Raw genomic sequence first — 15,969 nt, 5'->3', positions numbered from 1 at the left:
GTGATGTGTCGGCGGGCCGACCGGTTCGTAGCCGACAATTGGGGGGTAGTGTGTCGGTGGACTGACCGGTCTACGGTGGTTACAGCGCATCGAGCGACGCATGGAGGAACAGCCCGAGCGCGAGATGTTGGTACGCGGACGTCGCAATCTGCTCTTTTGCAGCCGCGTCGTCCGCAATTCCGTACTGTTTCGTCTGAACGAGTTCGTGCATCTGGAGCGTGCCATCCGCTTCTAACTCGTGCAGTCGGGGATACACTGTCCCCGGACTCAGTTCGGCACCGAACTGGGCTTCCAGTTCCTCCATCAGTCCGGTCCCGTGGGTACCACCATCGGCGACTGCGATCATCGCCAGTAGGATCTCTTCCAGACTCTGTGTGACCAGGCCGTCATCGACCGCGGTCTCGCCGTCGACGACATCGTCAATGACCGGATCCAACAGCGACTCCGTGATGGCGTCACGACTGGGTGGGTCATGCGATTCCGGGCGCTCTGTCTCGCCGAGAGGGGTCACTTGCTCGTCGGCGTTCTGGCCCTGCAGCTTGCCCGTCGTCACGCGACGGAGGTTGTCTCCGGACATCGTCTCACCTGAACGCAATCCGCAGTGAGTGCTACAATGGCTATCATGATATAAACGGGGCAGTGTTTTCTGAGCGTGAAACCACCACAGTGCTCGAAAACGCTTATATAATACGACGCGAATCTTGGGGTAGTGGCTGAGGAACAGAGCATCGAGGAGATTCTCGATACGATCGGCGACCAGCACGCGCGCCGTGTGCTCGCCGCAATCAGTCGAGAGCCGCAGTCGGCGAAGGAACTCGCAGAGGAGTGCGACCTCTCGTTGCCGACGGTGTATCGACGTATCGAACTGCTCGACGAGTACGACCTCGTCACCGACCGGACGCTCGTCGCCGAGGACGGAAACCACTACAAGGTGTACGAGTCCAACTTCGAGTCGACGGTCATCTCGCTCGAAGACGAGGAGTACAAAGTACGCATCTACCGGGAGGAAAACCTCCCGGACCGGTTCAGTCAGCTCTGGGACGAGCTGAACCCGGAATGAGCGTGCCGACCAGTGAACGGGTGACCGCATGACGACTGGCGTGACCATCGCCCGTGGCGCGCTTATTCTGATGCGGATGGTTGTGTTCGGGCTGACGCTCGGTATCACCCTGATTAGCTTTCAGGCCTACCGGAAACGCCCGTCGGAACGCCTCCAGTACGCGTTCGTCGGTTTTGCATTCATCAGTATGGGCGTTGCTATATCCAGCGTCATCACGCAACTGAGCGCCGGTGAGACCGGTGCCATCGTTCGCGTGTTCTTCCAGATGGCGGAGACAATCCCATTCATCATCGGATTCGCGATGCTGTACGTGTCGCTGTACCGATGAGAAATCCGTTCGGGTGCGCCCGTCAGTTGTCGTCCCAGTAAAGCACGTTGTTTATTTGGCCGCGGTCCCACTACATGTTCAATGACTGATTCGACCACCGAGGTTGTCCGCCTGTTCGGTGGGCCCGGTAGCGGGAAGACGACGGCGCTGCTCGACCGCGTCGACGAACTGCTGGAAGACGACGACGTCGATTTCCGTGATGTACTGGTTGTCTCGTACACGCGTGCGGCGGCCGCCGAGATCCGTGAGCGACTTGCGGACCGACTCGGCCTGTCCCCTCGTGCTCTCCGCGGAAACGTCTGTACGATGCACGCGAAGGCGTACGAACTGCTGAACCTCTCCCGCGGTGATGTCGTCGGTGAGGACGACAAGGAGGCCTTCTGCGAGGAGTTCGGTATCGAATACGAGGACGAGTACGAAGGCTCCCGACGCCGGTCGGCCCGTTCGACCACCATCGGGAACAAGATCATCGCGACGAGTCAGTGGCTCCAGCGGACCCGCCGTGACGTGGCCGATTGGTACGACGTTCCGTTCAAGTGGGACGACGAAGAGGTCCGACTGCCGCCGGAGATCGACGACAACGCACAGACCGGCAACAAGTACACGCCGACTTGGCCGACCGACGACGACCGCATCGACGTGCCAAGCGCCATTCGTGGCTGGCGCACGTACAAAGGCGAGAACGACCTGACCGGCTTTGCCGACATGCTCGAACGGGTCGCCCAGCGCTCGCTGCTCCCCAACGTCGACTACCTCATCATCGACGAGTTTCAGGACATCACGACGCTGCAGTACGACGTGTACGACGAGTGGAAACCCCACATGGAACGGGTCCTCATCGCCGGCGACGACGACCAGGTCGTCTACGCCTGGCAGGGCGCTGACCCCGACCTCCTGCTCGAGGAGGTCGTCACTCAGGACGAGGTTCTGCCGAACTCTTACCGTCTCCCCTCGCGTATCCTGAACGTCGTCAACCGCGAGGTTCGCCACATCGAGAAGCGTCAGGAGAAAGACCTCAATCCGCGCAAAGAGGGCGGCCGCGTCGAGGCGGTTCAGAACCCCTCGATGTTCGACCTCTCCCGGAACGTCACGCGGACCATCGAGCAGTCCGACGAGACGGTGATGGTGCTGTTCCGGGCCCGCTACCAGATGTTCCAGTTCATCGACGAGTTCATCGACAACGGGATCCCATTCTCCTGTCTCACCGACCAGCGGATGTGGACCGACCGGCTCACCCAGTACGTCAACGGGCTCGAAGCTGTCGAAGCTGACGAACCGCTCACGGTGCTCGAAGCACGCCGCCTTGCCGACATGCTCGTTGACTCTGCCTTCGGCACAGGCGAACGCGACGACCTCTTCGACGCACTTGAGGAGATCGACGAGTCCCACGAGGACGAGGATATCGCCGACATCGAGATCGAACCCGACGTGGTCCGGGAGCACGTGCCGTTCCTCCCCGACGCGGCCTCGGCGGGCGATATGCTCCGGAAGGTGACTAACTTCCAGGAGCGGACCGTCGACGCGTACTTCACCGGCGACTACACCGGGATGGACGCCGACCGCGTCCGCGTGGGGACGATCCACTCCGCCAAAGGTCGCGAGGCCGACCACGTGTTCGTCGCGACCGACCTCACCGAGAAGGTCGTTGAGCAGATGGCCGCCACGGTCGACCAGCAGGGTATCGAGGTCCCTGGTATGGACGAGTTCACGAAACACACCAGTCCCATCCCGACGCTGACCGACAACGAACGGCGCGTGTTCTACGTCGGGATGTCCCGGGCCCGCGAACGGCTTGTTCTGCTTGAGAACCTCGTCGACGGCGCGCCGACGCTCCCAATCGACGTGTTGTTAGAGAACGAGCCGAGTGACCGCTCCATCGAGCAACTGCTTGACGACGCCAGCGAGACCCTCGCGGCCGACTGACGCAGGCGATTCTCTCACTCGTCGATTGTCCCACCCTCTAGGTAGTACCTCGTCTTGTCACGCGTCGACTGGGCGATCTTAGTAAACGTGACGGCCCGCTGCTCGCCAACTGTCTCGTCGTGTTCGACGTGGAGTTCCAGCCCCTGCTCGCGGAAGTACGACAGCAAGTCGTCGATGGTTCTCGGGTCGCCGCGAACGGTATGTGTTTCGCCGACCGGGTCGCCCGCGTCTACCGCCCGTATCGTTTCGACCGCAGGCTGGAGGATAGCCTCGCCAAGGGCCTGTGCTCGCTCGCGGACGGCCGCTGCCGATTCGCCGCGCTCGACGGCCTGAAAGGCCTCCCGCATGACGCGCGTGAAGACGAAGTCTCGCCCGTAGTCGAAGGGTAGTTCGAACGCGTGTTCGAGGTCGGCTCGGTGGATCGCGCTCGTCGTGTACTTCAGCGCCGTCTCGCCGTCTGTCGATTTCAGGACCACCCCCTCCCGTCCGCGAGCGTTCAGATCGTCGATTCGCTCGCGTGCGGCGTCGACGGCCGCCGTCGGTGTGAACGTCCCGTAGTGGTCGACGCTGTCGAGGCCGTACGTCACACACTGGTCGAGTCGCCGCTCCACACCCATCGGCGTCCCGCTCTCGCGGTGGCGGATCCCGAACACGTAGAACCCGACCTCATCGATCTCGCTGTAGTCGTGGTCTGTGTAGGGGTTCTCTGGCCCGACGAGTTCGCCACACAGCATCTGCTCGGGGTGCTCGTCGAAGAACGCCTCGGCGTCTAGCAACGCTTCCACCTTCCGCGTGGTGTAGGGACAGACGAACCCGCTTCGGGTGAACGCCAGGAGATCGCCGTCGATCCGCGCAACTCTGACGTTGTAGCCGTTGAGTTTCTCCTCGATGGCGACGGGACCGTCGAATGTCTCCCGAATCGCCGATTCGAGGACGAGCGCGCGTGGCATCGATGGATAGCCACGAACGACCACGTCGTCGACGAGCGCCGTTCCGCGTTCGATGCCGTGGCGCTCGTCGCTGAGATGCCGGTACCGCTGTCCACGGAACCACTCGGTATCGAAGTGTTCCAGCAGGTCCTCGGGGTCGGTGTCGACATCGAACAGCGACCCCCAGTCTCTCGACATGCGTGGTTCTTGTTGACATGAAACTAAAATACTGCTGGCGCGTGTCACTCCCGTACCTGTCAGAGAGCATTAGTGGCAGGCTATCGTAGCGCCAGTATGGTCGACCGCCCGCTCAGACAACGGTTCGTCCTCGACACGTCGCTGTTTCTCACCCCCGAAATCAGAGGCGACGACGAGGATCTGGAGGCAGCCTGTCTGGATCTGCTCGACCTCATCTCGGAGGCGAAACTGGTCCACAACATCTCCTGTTACATGCCGCCGTCAATTCAGGCTGAGCTGACGACGATGCTCGAAGACCGGGCAATCAGCGACGAGGTGCTGACGAAACTGGACACGTGGGTCATCACGAAGTCGCCGGCCCACCACGAGGTGCGGATTCCGGCGGATCTGGTGTACGAGTTCATCGACGAGATGTCCGAGCGGGTCGACCGTGGCCTGCGCGTCTCGGAGAAGGCCGTCAGGAAAGCGGAAGAGTCGCGGGCCGAAACGGTCGAGGAACACGACCATATGACGGAGGTGGACAAGGTCATCTCGGATCTGCGTGACGAATACCGGGACACGCTCCGACAGGGTGTGCTCGACTCGCGCGAGGACTTCGACCTCCTGATACTCGCACAGGAACTGGAGGCCGGCGTTGTTACGGAGGACCAGGGCATCATCAACTGGGCGGAGGACTTCGGACTGCGGTATCTCAAGGGCCGGAACTTCCCGCCGCTGCTCCGGGAGTACCTCGCTGCGGGCGACCCGGACCGCTGGCGCGACGAGACTTAGTCGTCCTCGCCGCCGTCCGGTGGCTTCCCGCCGGGGAGCGCGCTGCGCGCTCGGCCGGCGATTGCACCGGGGATGTCCGTCGGGGAGGGAGCGACCCACTCGATGACTAGTAAGGCAGTGGCTAACCCCAGAAAGACCGCACCGATCGCCGTCTGGCCGCGAGCGAGGTTATCGACGCCGAGGAGGGTGACCCGCGCGGCGAGTACGACCGCAACCATCAGCTCGATTGTCCCGATGAGTCCCCGTGCCATCGGCCGTCGTAGGCGGTGACTAAACAAAAGCATCGCGCCTGCGTGACGACTACGTCCGCACCAGTGTCGAGGGACATACGTTCAAGTCGCTACCGGCTGAAAGTCGCTGGTATGCAAATCGGTATCGTCTCCGACACGCACGACAACGCCGCACAGGTCGAAGCCGCAGTCGAGACGTTCGCGGACGCGGGCTGTGAGGCGGTCATCCACTGTGGCGACTTCGTCGCCCCGTTCTCCGTGACTCCGTTCGACGGCGACTGGTCGTTCTACGCCGTGCGCGGCAACAACGACGGTGAATGGGCGGTCCAATCTACCGTGGAGGACTTTGGGACGTACTTCGGCGAGATGGGCGAGGTAACAATCGACGGGTGCGCCGTCGCGGTGTATCACGGGACTAGCGGGGAGATCGTCGACGCGCTGGTCGAATGCGGGAACTACGACTACGTGTTTCACGGCCACACCCATGAACGCGGGCACGAGGAGCGCGCGGGCACGGTACGAATCAACCCCGGTGGCATCTCGATTCCGCCGGCCCCCGAGCCGTTCTCGGTCGCGACACTCTCGACGGAGACCGGCGAGGTCGAATTCCACGAACTGGGTTGAGAATCAGTCGTCGGCGTGACTGTCGACGCGCTGTGGGCTGCCGTCGTGTTCGACAAGTCCCCGACCGACGCCGAGGGCTTCGTCGGTCCGGCGAATACTCTTTTCGGCGCTCGCGGTCCGCTCCGAGAGCGCGCGAACGGCATCGATGTTCTCCGGCACGACATCGGCTTCCTGGTGGATCGCCTGGAACAGGTAGAGGTCCCGTCCCTCAACGGTGATGGATTCGGCCCAGATGCAGTTCTCCCACACGTCACCGCGCGGGCGACCGGCGTCGCGGGTGTACTCCTTGAGCTTCCCCGCGCCGTCGATACCGAGCGTCTCCGGGATGAGGAACAGTCGCGACTCGTCGGCGAGCAGCGCTGTGACCTCCTCTGTGGTGGGTTCGCTTTCCAGCGTGACATTGACGCTGTGGGTGTGCATTTGTGTCGTTGGGACCTTCATGCCCATCGTATCGATGTCGAGGTCGGGAAAAATCGTCTGGACGTCAGGACCGTGGTGGGAGGGGATTTCGACGGGGTCGGGGAGTGTGTCGTTGATCGGGCCACGACCGGTCTGGCCCGGGTCGGCACCGCGCCGTACCAGTGTCACACGCGATTTTTCAACGCCGTATGATTCCCTGAGCGGTGCGAGCAGGCGTGACAAGCCTGTTGTGTTACAGGAGACGACGCGAGCCGTGTCAGCCCCGACTGCCTTCTCGTAGTTGGCGCGGGCATTGAAGCTCACGTCTGCCACATCGGCGTCCTCCCCACCCTGGAAGATGGCTGGCGTGTCGTGCTCGGCATATAACGGCGCGTTGGCCGCGCCGACGCCACTCGGCGTGGTGTCGACGACCACGTCGCTCGTTTCAATGAGGTCATGGACCGTCCCGGCCGTCGCGAGATCGGCTTCATCGAACGGTTCGCGGCCGTCCGCGGCGTAGAGGTCGTAGCCGCGGTCGTCTGCGATAGTTGCCTCGAAGTTCGGCGAGCGCTTTGCGACGCCCGCGACTGTCATATCTGGCTGGACACGCACCGCGTCAGCGACGCGTTTCCCGATGGTGCCGAAGCCGTTGATGCCCACGTGGAGCATACACGTCCATATCTCCGGGGAGAGTATATTCTTTGTGATTAATTTACGGAGAAATTAACTCAGATAGTTGTACCTCTGGATATTGTGAACTTTTATCACGAACTACCAGAAAACACCGAGATGTCGCGTGTTTCGCTGGCCTGTGCCGGCAGTCTATCAAGAGTTATTCAGACGGAGTACGCAGTCAGTTGTATGGACAACTCGTCGCTTCGTGTGCCCGCCGAGACCGCTGTCAAACAGTGCCTGAATCTCCAGCCCGACGAATCGTGTGCGGTCATCACTGATGACCAGCGGAAATCGATCGGCGAGGCGCTGTATCGTGTCGCCGCAGAGATTACCGACGACTCGGTTTTCGTACGCTACCCGCCGGGTGAGCAACATGGCGCGGAGCCGCCTGCACCGGTTGCCGGCGCGATGGAAACCGCCGATGTCGTGCTCGCGCCGACGACCAAGAGCCTGAGCCACACCGAAGCCCGCACCGACGCCAACGAGGCCGGCGCTCGCGTTGCGACCCTGCCCGGCATCAGCGAGGGCGTGTTTCTCATGGGGTTAGACGCCGACTACCATCTTATCGAACAGCACTGCGAGGACGTGCTGGCACAGGTCGAAGACGCCGATGAAATTCGAGTCACGTCACCCCAGGGGACCGATATCACGTTCGGCATCGGTGCCCGCGAGTGGCACATGGACACCGGCATCGTCCACGAGGCCGGCGAGATGTCGAACCTCCCTGCCGGCGAGGTGTTCCTCGCTCCCGAGACGGCCGACGGCACGCTTGTCGTCGACGGGACGATGCGCCCCCACGGCAAACTCGACGGGAAGCAACTCACCTTCGAGGTCGAGGACGGCTACGTCACGGACATCGACGACCCCGACATCCGCGCGCAGGTCGAGGACGCCGCCGAAGAGGTTGGCCGGGACGCGTACAACCTCGCAGAGCTGGGTATCGGAACGAACGTCGCCGTCACCGAACTCGTCGGCTCCGTTCTCTTGGACGAGAAGGCCGGCGGCACGGTCCACATCGCTATCGGCGACGACCACGCGATGGGCGGCGATGTCCACGCGCCGATTCATCTGGACGGGATTTTGACGGAACCGACCGTGTATGCGGATGGAGAGGAAGTGGCCCTCCCGAAGCCGAACGTCGACTGAGAAGCCATGAGGACGGGGAGGAAGTGAAACCCTCCGCGTTGAGTAACCGAGGTCAAAGTAAACTTCTGAACGGGCACGGGGGCGTGCATAGCGCACACTGGCCGCCGACAATCCGCTATCTGTCGGCGTATTCGACCGTCACAGCGTATCCGACGATGAGCACCGCCCAGACGAGCGACCCGATGAGGACGAGGTCGAACGGCACTGGGTAGCCGAGGTTCCACGCGAGCACCAGCCCGTGTACCGCACCCATGAACGCCATCGTTGCGACGGTGATAGTGGCCGCCACTTGCGGCACGTCCGGCGGGTCGTAGCGGAACGCACCCTTCAGCACGAGGAGGGTTGCAAACATCAGCGCCGGCATGAGAACGACACCGACCGGCTTCGAAACGTAGGTATCGGGCGTGCCCGACGCGGAGAAGTGAATCGCGATTTCAGCGGGGAGGCGTGACCAGACTGTGAGACCAGCCAAGGCTGTCAGGCCGATGACGACACCGCTTGCGATGTCGGCATGGCTCTGTCGGCGTGTCATACCCGTCGTTTGGCCCGGTGGCAAAAGAAGGGCAGCGTGACTGTGCGAGTAAGAACCACGAGCAGCGCCGTGGCGACGACCATTTACGGGAGCGCAGTCAACGGCTGCATATGACAGATGCTACACCGGGCGACCGCATCGCCCTCCCGTGTCCGGCCTGTTCGCCGGACCTGGAAACGGTTCACGAGGTGCTGAAGCCGGGCGGCCACGTGACGGTTCGCTGTACGGACTGCGACCATGTCCACAAGGAACAACTGCCAGAAGATGAGACGCTACAGCGTAGTGTCGTCGTCTCACAGGACGGGGACTCCTTCACCGCCGAGGTCGACGTGCCGGCTGAGGAAGAACTGTCCGTCGGCGAGGAGTTCCTGCTTGAGACTGACGAAGCGGTTGTGACTGCGCGCATCACCAGCTTAGAGACCGCGGACGGCCGCGAGGACGAGGCGGCCGCCGAGGACGTCGAGACCATCTGGTCGCGGGCCGTCGGCAACGTCTCGGTCAACGTCACGATGCACCCGAAAGACGGGACCCACGACGAGACCGAGAGCTTCAAACTCCACGTTCCCGGCGACTACGAGTTCGTCGTCGGCGAGACCGAGGAATTCGGCGAGGAAGAGTTCACCGTCGAGGGGATTCACGTCCGTGACGACGCCCACGGCTACGACCACGAGAACATGGATCACGACGGAGACATGGGTATCGCGAAGGACATCAACCGGTTGTACGTCAGAGACGAGTCGACCACGGCGTGGTCGGCGTGGTAGGATGGTCGACTGGGACCGGCAGCGGTCGCGGCTGTCCGACCGTCTGCGAGAGCGGGTCGCCAACGAGGACGTTCTCGCGGCGATAGCGTCGGTTCCACGCCACCAGTTCGTCCCGGAAGACAAGCGACACGACGCCTACGCCGACCGCCCGCTCCCGATCGGATCGGGCCAGACGATTTCTGCGCCGCACATGGTGGCAATCATGGCCGAGGCACTCGACCTGTCCCCGGGAGACCGGGTGCTGGAGGTGGGAACCGGCTGTGGTTACCACGCTGCGGTGACTGCCGAACTGGTCGGCCCCGGGAACGTCTACAGTGTGGAGTACCACGCATCGCTCGCCGACGACGCACGGGAAACGCTGGAAGCGACCGGCTACGGCGATATCTCTGTTCGGGTCGGCGACGGCAAGGAGGGGTGGCCAGAACACGCCCCCTACGACCGGACGTATCTGACCTGTGCCGCGCCGGAGTTCCCCGCCCCGCTCGTCGAACAGACCTGCGACGGCGGTGTTCTGCTGGCCCCAATCGGAGACGGACAACAGCGCCTCATCCGTGCGGAGAAACAGGCTGACGGCACGCTCGATAGCGAGGACTACGGTGGCGTCCGGTTCGTCCCGCTCCAGTAGGGTTTTCGACAGACACGGCCGTTGTCGCGCCATTGATATAGCTCTGGCCGAATGTAATGGTATGGACCCGGCGGTACTACGGGACGACATGGTCGACAGCCTGCAACACGAGAGCAAGGGTGTCGTCCGGAGCGCGTGGCTGTCGACAGCGATGCGTGCTGTCCCCCGGGAGGCGTTTGTCGGCGAGCAACAGGCCTACTCAGACCGCCCGTTTGAACGCCTCGGCACGCGCGTGCTCTCGCCCAGTACCGCCGGCCGGGTACTCGAAACCCTGTCACCAGAAGAAGACGACAATGTGCTCGTCGTCGGTGCCGGCGTCGGCTACACCGCCGCGGTGCTGGCAGAACACGTCGGCGCAGCGAACGTTCATGCGATAGACATCACGCGCCGACTCGTCATCGAAGCGCGGCAGAACTTGGCAGAAGCAGGGTATGACGCCGTCCTCGTGGACCGCCGTGACGGGGCTGCCGGGCTGCCCGAATACGCACCATACGACCGAATTCTGCTGGAAGCTGCCGCCATCGACCCGCCACGGGCACTCCTCCAGCAACTGACCGAGGACGGCCGGCTCGTCATGCCGCTCGGAACCGGCGAACAGTCGCTGGCTGTCGTCGAGGCCGATGGCTCGGTCCACCGACACGGTACCGTCGCCTTCCAGCCGATGCTCGTCGAGGGTGAGCAGGCAGACACTGTCGAGCGCAACCGGACCCACCGTGAGGACCGCGAGCGCGCCCGGCGGGCAGCCCAGTCCCGCGCCGGCTGGGAGCAGGAGTGGATCGACTGGGACGGCTAGGGCGACTCGACGACGAGCAGATCGGTGTTCGAGCGGGCGTCCTCGTAATTACTCCCCGCTGGTGGTTTCACCTCGAACGTGACGGTGCCGTCCTGTTGATTTGGTCCGAGCGACGGCGACAGTGAGAGGGTCGCGTTCCCTGCACTCCCTGTCTCGCCAGTCGTGACCGACGAAAGCGTTGCTGTCCCGCTTTTGGCGACCACTGTCGCGCCGGAGACGGGCGACCCTTTCGAGTCGACAACGGTGACGGCTACGTCCTGCGTCCCCGGGTTAGTCACTTCTGGATGGGGCTCCACGTCAACCTCATTCACTTGCAGCGTCTCGATTCCGGAGATGGTGCTCATCATGACGGAAAGGCAGGCGACACCGACCACCAGCGCGATAACGAGGCGAATCGGTAGGCCCTCGATAGCACGTTCGTCGTGCCACAGCGAATCTGACATGGACAGGCGTGGGTCCGAGCTCGTATTTGAACCCTCGGACGAACGTTCAAGTGCTGGAACGGGCCAACCGCCGGCATGGTCGTTATCGGACGTGAGGCAGCAACGGGGACAACGACGCGGCTGGGCCACTATCGGGCCCGCGATGGGAGTCGCGGCGCTACGGTCGATCTCGATGTCGACCGGCCACACGTTGGTCTCGTCGTCGGCAAACGCGGGTCGGGGAAGACGTACACGCTTGGCGTCCTCGCTGAGGGACTGATTGCTGCTGCAGGGGTCGCCCCAGTCGTCGTCGACCCGATGGGGGCGTTCACGCCGCTGGATACTGCGGATGTGTCTGCAACGGTAATCGACCCCAGCGTTCGCGCGGGCGCGCTCGACCCACGCCAGTGGTGTACGGTGCTCGGCCTCAACCCGGAACGAGGCGCAGGAGCGCTCGTGTGGCGAGCAGCGAGCGAGCGTGCGACTCTCGATGGGATGCGCTCGTGGGTGGCTGATGCGGATGCGGCGGCGAGCACCGTCCGCGCGGCGACGAACCATCTCGCACTCGCCGAGTCTTGGGGCGTCTTCGAGCCTTCGGGTATCGAGACTGAGACGCTGTGTAGCGATTGCCTGACCGTGCTCGACGTGTCGGGGCTCGATTCGCGGCCAGCCGGTGCGGTTCTCGCCGCTGTCGCGACCACGCTGTACGACGCCCGGATGACTGACCGGACGGACCGACTGCCCTGGCTGCTGGTCGACGAAGCCCACGCGTTCACCGACGGCGTCGCCCGGCGTCCGCTCCGCCGGCTCGTCACTCGGGGCCGCCAGCCCGGTGTGAGTTGTGTGCTGGCGACACAGCGACCCAGCGCCGTGCCAGCGACAACCGCTTCCCAAACTGACCTGCTCGTCGCCCACCGACTGACGAGCGCGGCTGACATCGACGCATTACAGGCCGCCCAGCCGACGTATCTCGACGGCGACTTCGCGGCCCGGCTCCCGAAGACGACTGGTGACGCGCTCATCGTCGACGACAGCACTGAATCCGTCCATCACGTGACCGTCCGTGAGCGGCGGACGCCCCACGGCGGCGAGACGCCGCGGGCAAGCGACTTCGGAGCAGACAGGGGGCACGAAGCTCGTGCGGGGGGTTCTGAAATCCGATGACCCGGCAGGAATCAAACGATTTGTACGATGCCCCAGGCCAACCCGATTCCGGCCAACGCACAGGAGAGATTGCCGACGGCGTTGAGGGCGGCTAGGGCCACATAGCCGTCCTCCCACAGTCGGACTGTCTCGACCGAAAACGAGGAAAACGTCGTGAACGAGCCACACGCGCCGACACCAACAAGTAACTCCGCGTCACCGGTCACACCAGCGAACGTCAACAGTCCCAGAGCGAAGCTTCCGATAGCGTTCACTGTGAGCGTCCCGAGCGGGAACGTCTCTCGCTGGACAGCCCCCGCCAGATAGTGGCGACAGAGTGCGCCGATAGCGCCACCGGTGCCGACCAGATGCGCTGGTTCGATAGCGACCATCAGCGCTCACCTCCGGCGAACAGCCGAACGACTTCACGGCCGACAAGGACGCCGGCAAAACCCAGAGCGTAGCTTCCGATGATGTTCGCAACAGCCCACTCGGGCGTTAGAACCGTCTCAACCGCGAACGTACTGTAGGTGGTAAACGACGAAATAAAGCCGGTCGAAGCGGCCAGCTTCGTCTCGCTGGCAAGCGCACCGACCTGCAGCCCTTCGTACACGAGCACGCCGAGTGCGAAACTGCCACAGACATTGACCAACAGCGTCCCCTGTAATCCCGGAACAAAGAGGCCGACGAAGTACCGGAGGTTCGAACCAGCGAACCCACCGAGACCTACGAGAACGATAGTTTCGACCGTTACCAGCGGGTGGGTGTCTGTCATTCTTACTCCCCGAGTATCTCCGCCAGCCGTGCTTCACCGAGCGTGTCGACGAGCTGTGCGAGTTCGATAACCCGCTCTTCGCCGAGCGTATCCACGAGTTCACGGATCTCTGCTGGGTCGAAGGTCCGGGCAACGTAGCCGAGGTTCTCCACCATCCGCGTCGTTCGGTCTAGTGTCTCTTCGTCGGGGCGTAGCGTTAGCGGCCGGTTGGTAAATTTGCCGTTTTCGTTGAAGTAACAGAACCGTAGCTCGGCAGTGTCGCCGTCATCTGGGTCAACGATCTGCAAGACACCGTACCCACTGTCCCACTCGTCTAGTTCGACCTCGAGCAGCGTTTCGTAACGAGTCATATGATCTGCTTCCAATCACGCCGACTTATAGGTTGGCATATGATGAGGGCCACAATCGGTAATAGTTGGTATACACAACAAAAAAGCAGTATTAGAGAACTAAACTCTCTCCTTATCGCCAATAGCTCCGTCTCGGAATAATATTGGTACAGGTGTTATTCCAGAAGCGACTGTCGGTCTGCCCGCTGTCTGCCGTGTGATACGGCTGCTGCATCTGCTGTATCGGCCCATAGTATGGACGCTAATCTGTAATTTAGTTCTCGGCAATGAAATTATTTTTATATCCTCTCCGACTACAGCAGACAAATGCCAGAATCAAAGCAAGAATCTAGTGTCGCCCACTTCGATGTCACCAATATCGGTGGGATCGACGAGACTTCAGTCGAGATTCCACCGGGTGTGACGGTGCTGACGGGGAAGAACGCCACAAACCGGACGTCGTTTCTGCAGTCTATTATGGCGGCGATGGGGAGTACGCAGGCCACGCTGAAAGGCGACGCCGACGAGGGGAGTGTTACCCTCACTTACGGGGACGCGGTATACGAACGGACGCTCACGCGAGCGGGAGACGCGGTTCAGTTTGACGGTGACGGGTACCTTGACGACCCTGCGGTCGCCGACCTGTTCGCGTTTCTCCTCGAAACCAACGAGGCGCGCCGGTCCGTTGCTCGTGGCGACGATCTCCGCGAAATCATCATGCGGCCGGTCGACATCGACGCGATCCGCTCGGAAGTCGAACAGCTGGAAGCGGAGAAAGGCGAGATCAACGACGAACTCGCCACGGTCGAGTCCCGCCAGCGCGACCTCCCGGACCTCGAACAGCGCCGGACCGAACTCCGCGAACAGATCGAGGAGAAACGCGAGGAACTGGCCGATCGAGAGGAGGAGATAGACAACAGCAGCCGGGATATCGAGGAGAGCCGTCAGGAACAGGATATCCTCGAAGAGAAACTCGACGAACTCCGCTCGACGCGGTCGGATCTCGAATCCGTCCGGCGGGATATCGAGGCACAGGAAGAGAGCATCTCCTCGCTAAAACGCGAGCGGTCCGACCTCGAAGACGAACTGGACGAACTGCCGGAGACGCCGATGGGCGACCAGCAGCACCTCGAAGACGAGATTGCAAGCCTGCGCGACCAGCGCCAGCGGCTGAACAGCGAGATATCCGATCTCCAGAGTCTCATCCAGTACAACGAGGAACGGCTCGAAGAGGAAGACTACGACGTCATCCAGTCGCTCGAAGACGCGCCTGAGGGCTCTGACGGCGCGGTAACAGAGCAACTCCTCGAAGGTGAAAACGGGGAATCCATCGTCTGCTGGACGTGTGGCTCGACGGTCGACCGCGAGCAGATCGAAGACACTGTTGACCGCCTGCAGGACCTCCGTCAGCAGAAGGTCGAGGATCTCAACGATATCAAGTCGGAACTCGACGATCTCAAGGCCGACCAGCGCGAGGCCGAAAAGAAACAGCGCCGCCGCGAGGACGTCGAACGGAAGATCCAGGAGACGGAGACGGAAATCGAACGCCGCGAAGCGCAGATCACTTCGCTGAAAGACCGGCGCGAGGAACTGACTGATGATGTCGAATCTCTGGAAGATGAGGTCGACAACCTCGAATCCGAGGACTTCGACGAGATCCTCTCGCTACACCGGGAGGCGAATCAGCTCGAATTCGAGATCGACAGCCTGGAATCCGACCTTGACGACGTGTCCGCCGAGATCGAGGAGATCGAGGAAATGGTCAATCGGGCCGACGACCTCCGTGCGGAGCGCGACGCCCTTGTCGAGGAACTCACTGACAAGCGGACGAAGATCGACCAGATAGAGGCGAACGCTGTCGACCAGTTCAACGATCACATGGACGCTATTCTCGGTATTTTGGAGTACGAGAACCTCGAACGCATCTGGATCGAGCGCGTCGAGCAGACCGTCCGCGAAGGACGCCAGAAGGTCGACCGAACAGTGTTCGAGCTCCACATCGTCCGGACCACCGAGAACGGTGCGGCGTACGAGGACACCATCGAGCACCTCAGCGAGAGCGAGCGCGAGGTGACTGGCCTCATTTTCGCCCTTGCGGGCTATCTGGTGCATGACCTCCACGAAAGCGTTCCGTTCATGCTGCTCGACTCGCTGGAAGCTATCGACTCGGCGCGGATCGCCGAGCTCGTCGAGTACTTCGCTGACTACGCCGAGCATCTCGTCGTCGCCCTCCTGCCGGAGGATGCCCAAGCGCTCGACGACGAGTTCAACCGCATCACTTCGATCTAACCCCGTAGTCTTTT

Annotated in this window: 20 protein-coding genes; 11 read left to right on the top strand and 9 right to left on the bottom strand. The window is 62.4% G+C overall.

The genetic code is table 11. The features are described from left to right. Positions 1-79 precede the first annotated feature (79 nt). A complete protein-coding gene (locus IEY38_RS02725) occupies positions 80-577 on the bottom strand; it encodes a PadR family transcriptional regulator (RefSeq protein ID WP_005537300.1) in 498 nt (165 codons plus the stop codon). 132 nt (positions 578-709) lie between these two features. On the opposite strand from IEY38_RS02725, the gene IEY38_RS02720 reads away from it, so the two are divergent. The 3 genes from IEY38_RS02720 to IEY38_RS02710 all read left to right on the top strand — a co-directional run bounded on the left by IEY38_RS02720 (position 710) and on the right by IEY38_RS02710 (position 3,311). After that, complete coding sequence (locus IEY38_RS02720) at positions 710-1,060, top strand: ArsR/SmtB family transcription factor (protein WP_004515333.1); 351 nt, start codon at positions 710-712, stop codon at positions 1,058-1,060. A 28-nt stretch (positions 1,061-1,088) separates the two neighbouring features. After that, positions 1,089-1,388, top strand: coding sequence for a DUF7521 family protein (locus IEY38_RS02715; RefSeq protein ID WP_170096902.1), 300 nt, complete (start codon positions 1,089-1,091; stop codon positions 1,386-1,388). A gap of 81 nt (positions 1,389-1,469) precedes the next feature. Then, positions 1,470-3,311, top strand: a complete 1,842-nt coding sequence (locus tag IEY38_RS02710; RefSeq protein WP_170096903.1) for a UvrD-helicase domain-containing protein — start codon at positions 1,470-1,472, stop codon at positions 3,309-3,311. Positions 3,312-3,325: 14 nt separating this feature from the next. Here the strand turns inward: IEY38_RS02710 and IEY38_RS02705 are convergent, their stop codons facing one another. Continuing rightward, positions 3,326-4,438: an RNA ligase gene (locus IEY38_RS02705; protein WP_188975129.1), complete on the bottom strand. Its 1,113-nt coding sequence runs from the start codon at positions 4,436-4,438 to the stop codon at positions 3,326-3,328. Positions 4,439-4,534: 96 nt separating this feature from the next. On the opposite strand from IEY38_RS02705, the gene IEY38_RS02700 reads away from it, so the two are divergent. Further along, complete coding sequence (locus tag IEY38_RS02700) at positions 4,535-5,209, top strand: RNA ligase partner protein (RefSeq protein WP_188975127.1); 675 nt, start codon at positions 4,535-4,537, stop codon at positions 5,207-5,209. Here IEY38_RS02700 and IEY38_RS02695 read toward each other — a convergent pair. Continuing rightward, positions 5,206-5,460 carry a DUF7533 family protein gene (locus IEY38_RS02695; RefSeq protein WP_188975125.1) on the bottom strand — a complete coding sequence of 85 codons (255 nt, stop codon included), beginning with the start codon at positions 5,458-5,460 and terminating at the stop codon, positions 5,206-5,208. The two genes, IEY38_RS02700 and IEY38_RS02695, sit on opposite strands and share 4 nt — an antisense overlap. A gap of 111 nt (positions 5,461-5,571) precedes the next feature. Here IEY38_RS02695 and IEY38_RS02690 point away from each other — a divergent pair, with 111 nt between their 5' ends. Next, on the top strand, positions 5,572-6,063 hold the full coding sequence (locus IEY38_RS02690) for a metallophosphoesterase (RefSeq protein WP_188975123.1): 492 nt from the start codon (positions 5,572-5,574) through the stop codon (positions 6,061-6,063). Positions 6,064-6,066: 3 nt separating this feature from the next. Here IEY38_RS02690 and IEY38_RS02685 read toward each other — a convergent pair whose 3' ends face one another. After that, entirely contained in the window at positions 6,067-7,131 is a 1,065-nt protein-coding gene (locus IEY38_RS02685) for a type II glyceraldehyde-3-phosphate dehydrogenase (RefSeq protein WP_188975121.1), read from the bottom strand. Between the two features lie 192 nt (positions 7,132-7,323). Between IEY38_RS02685 and IEY38_RS02680 the strand changes: the two genes are divergently transcribed. Further along, entirely contained in the window at positions 7,324-8,283 is a 960-nt protein-coding gene (locus IEY38_RS02680) for an aminopeptidase (RefSeq protein ID WP_188975119.1), read from the top strand. Between the two features lie 115 nt (positions 8,284-8,398). Here IEY38_RS02680 and IEY38_RS02675 read toward each other — a convergent pair whose 3' ends face one another. After that, complete coding sequence (locus IEY38_RS02675; protein ID WP_188975117.1) at positions 8,399-8,815, bottom strand: DUF1648 domain-containing protein; 417 nt, start codon at positions 8,813-8,815, stop codon at positions 8,399-8,401. Between the two features lie 110 nt (positions 8,816-8,925). Here IEY38_RS02675 and IEY38_RS02670 point away from each other — a divergent pair, with 110 nt between their 5' ends. The 3 genes from IEY38_RS02670 (at position 8,926) to IEY38_RS02660 (ending at position 10,997) form a co-directional block, all read left to right on the top strand. Further along, positions 8,926-9,579: an HVO_0476 family zinc finger protein gene (locus IEY38_RS02670; RefSeq protein ID WP_005537310.1), complete on the top strand. Its 654-nt coding sequence runs from the start codon at positions 8,926-8,928 to the stop codon at positions 9,577-9,579. A 1-nt stretch (position 9,580) separates the two neighbouring features. After that, a complete protein-coding gene (locus IEY38_RS02665; RefSeq protein WP_188975115.1) occupies positions 9,581-10,204 on the top strand; it encodes a protein-L-isoaspartate(D-aspartate) O-methyltransferase in 624 nt (207 codons plus the stop codon). A gap of 61 nt (positions 10,205-10,265) precedes the next feature. Beyond that, positions 10,266-10,997, top strand: a complete 732-nt coding sequence (locus IEY38_RS02660) for a protein-L-isoaspartate O-methyltransferase family protein (protein ID WP_188975113.1) — start codon at positions 10,266-10,268, stop codon at positions 10,995-10,997. Here IEY38_RS02660 and IEY38_RS02655 read toward each other — a convergent pair. After that, a complete protein-coding gene (locus tag IEY38_RS02655) occupies positions 10,994-11,440 on the bottom strand; it encodes a DUF7382 domain-containing protein (protein ID WP_188975111.1) in 447 nt (148 codons plus the stop codon). The genes IEY38_RS02660 and IEY38_RS02655 overlap by 4 nt on opposite strands. Before the next feature lie 75 nt (positions 11,441-11,515). On the opposite strand from IEY38_RS02655, the gene IEY38_RS02650 reads away from it, so the two are divergent. Further along, positions 11,516-12,583 carry an ATP-binding protein gene (locus IEY38_RS02650; protein ID WP_188975109.1) on the top strand — a complete coding sequence of 356 codons (1,068 nt, stop codon included), beginning with the start codon at positions 11,516-11,518 and terminating at the stop codon, positions 12,581-12,583. An 11-nt stretch (positions 12,584-12,594) separates the two neighbouring features. Here the strand turns inward: IEY38_RS02650 and crcB are convergent, their stop codons facing one another. From crcB to IEY38_RS02635, 3 genes are read right to left on the bottom strand one after another with little or no spacing between them, the layout of a single operon-like run. After that, complete coding sequence (crcB, locus tag IEY38_RS02645; RefSeq protein WP_188975107.1) at positions 12,595-12,954, bottom strand: fluoride efflux transporter CrcB; 360 nt, start codon at positions 12,952-12,954, stop codon at positions 12,595-12,597. Further along, entirely contained in the window at positions 12,954-13,337 is a 384-nt protein-coding gene (locus tag IEY38_RS02640; protein WP_188975105.1) for a fluoride efflux transporter FluC, read from the bottom strand. The genes crcB and IEY38_RS02640 overlap by 1 nt, the downstream gene beginning before the upstream one ends. A gap of 2 nt (positions 13,338-13,339) precedes the next feature. Next, complete coding sequence (locus IEY38_RS02635; protein WP_170096915.1) at positions 13,340-13,687, bottom strand: hypothetical protein; 348 nt, start codon at positions 13,685-13,687, stop codon at positions 13,340-13,342. Positions 13,688-13,993: 306 nt separating this feature from the next. Here IEY38_RS02635 and IEY38_RS02630 point away from each other — a divergent pair, with 306 nt between their 5' ends. Continuing rightward, positions 13,994-15,955 carry an archaea-specific SMC-related protein gene (locus tag IEY38_RS02630; RefSeq protein ID WP_188975103.1) on the top strand — a complete coding sequence of 654 codons (1,962 nt, stop codon included), beginning with the start codon at positions 13,994-13,996 and terminating at the stop codon, positions 15,953-15,955. Positions 15,956-15,969 lie beyond the last annotated feature (14 nt).

The sequence above is a fragment of the Haloarcula sebkhae genome (assembly GCF_014647415.1).
Lineage (GTDB): Archaea > Halobacteriota > Halobacteria > Halobacteriales > Haloarculaceae > Haloarcula > Haloarcula sebkhae.
This window is presented reverse-complemented; position numbering and strand designations above follow the sequence as displayed.

What these genes read in the sequence shown, in the direction of transcription:
- IEY38_RS02725 (WP_005537300.1), bottom strand. Translation starts at nt 577, where the DNA reads ATGTCCGGAGACAACCTCCGTCGCGTGACGACGGGCAAGCTGCAGGGC.
- IEY38_RS02715 (WP_170096902.1), top strand. Translation starts at nt 1,089, where the DNA reads ATGACGACTGGCGTGACCATCGCCCGTGGCGCGCTTATTCTGATGCGG.
- IEY38_RS02710 (WP_170096903.1), top strand. Translation starts at nt 1,470, where the DNA reads ATGACTGATTCGACCACCGAGGTTGTCCGCCTGTTCGGTGGGCCCGGT.
- IEY38_RS02705 (WP_188975129.1), bottom strand. Translation starts at nt 4,438, where the DNA reads ATGTCGAGAGACTGGGGGTCGCTGTTCGATGTCGACACCGACCCCGAG.
- IEY38_RS02700 (WP_188975127.1), top strand. Translation starts at nt 4,535, where the DNA reads ATGGTCGACCGCCCGCTCAGACAACGGTTCGTCCTCGACACGTCGCTG.
- IEY38_RS02695 (WP_188975125.1), bottom strand. Translation starts at nt 5,460, where the DNA reads ATGGCACGGGGACTCATCGGGACAATCGAGCTGATGGTTGCGGTCGTA.
- IEY38_RS02690 (WP_188975123.1), top strand. Translation starts at nt 5,572, where the DNA reads ATGCAAATCGGTATCGTCTCCGACACGCACGACAACGCCGCACAGGTC.
- IEY38_RS02685 (WP_188975121.1), bottom strand. Translation starts at nt 7,131, where the DNA reads ATGCTCCACGTGGGCATCAACGGCTTCGGCACCATCGGGAAACGCGTC.
- IEY38_RS02680 (WP_188975119.1), top strand. Translation starts at nt 7,324, where the DNA reads ATGGACAACTCGTCGCTTCGTGTGCCCGCCGAGACCGCTGTCAAACAG.
- IEY38_RS02675 (WP_188975117.1), bottom strand. Translation starts at nt 8,815, where the DNA reads ATGACACGCCGACAGAGCCATGCCGACATCGCAAGCGGTGTCGTCATC.
- IEY38_RS02670 (WP_005537310.1), top strand. Translation starts at nt 8,926, where the DNA reads ATGACAGATGCTACACCGGGCGACCGCATCGCCCTCCCGTGTCCGGCC.
- IEY38_RS02665 (WP_188975115.1), top strand. Translation starts at nt 9,581, where the DNA reads ATGGTCGACTGGGACCGGCAGCGGTCGCGGCTGTCCGACCGTCTGCGA.
- IEY38_RS02660 (WP_188975113.1), top strand. Translation starts at nt 10,266, where the DNA reads ATGGACCCGGCGGTACTACGGGACGACATGGTCGACAGCCTGCAACAC.
- IEY38_RS02655 (WP_188975111.1), bottom strand. Translation starts at nt 11,440, where the DNA reads ATGTCAGATTCGCTGTGGCACGACGAACGTGCTATCGAGGGCCTACCG.
- IEY38_RS02650 (WP_188975109.1), top strand. Translation starts at nt 11,516, where the DNA reads ATGGTCGTTATCGGACGTGAGGCAGCAACGGGGACAACGACGCGGCTG.
- crcB (WP_188975107.1), bottom strand. Translation starts at nt 12,954, where the DNA reads ATGGTCGCTATCGAACCAGCGCATCTGGTCGGCACCGGTGGCGCTATC.
- IEY38_RS02640 (WP_188975105.1), bottom strand. Translation starts at nt 13,337, where the DNA reads ATGACAGACACCCACCCGCTGGTAACGGTCGAAACTATCGTTCTCGTA.
- IEY38_RS02635 (WP_170096915.1), bottom strand. Translation starts at nt 13,687, where the DNA reads ATGACTCGTTACGAAACGCTGCTCGAGGTCGAACTAGACGAGTGGGAC.
- IEY38_RS02630 (WP_188975103.1), top strand. Translation starts at nt 13,994, where the DNA reads ATGCCAGAATCAAAGCAAGAATCTAGTGTCGCCCACTTCGATGTCACC.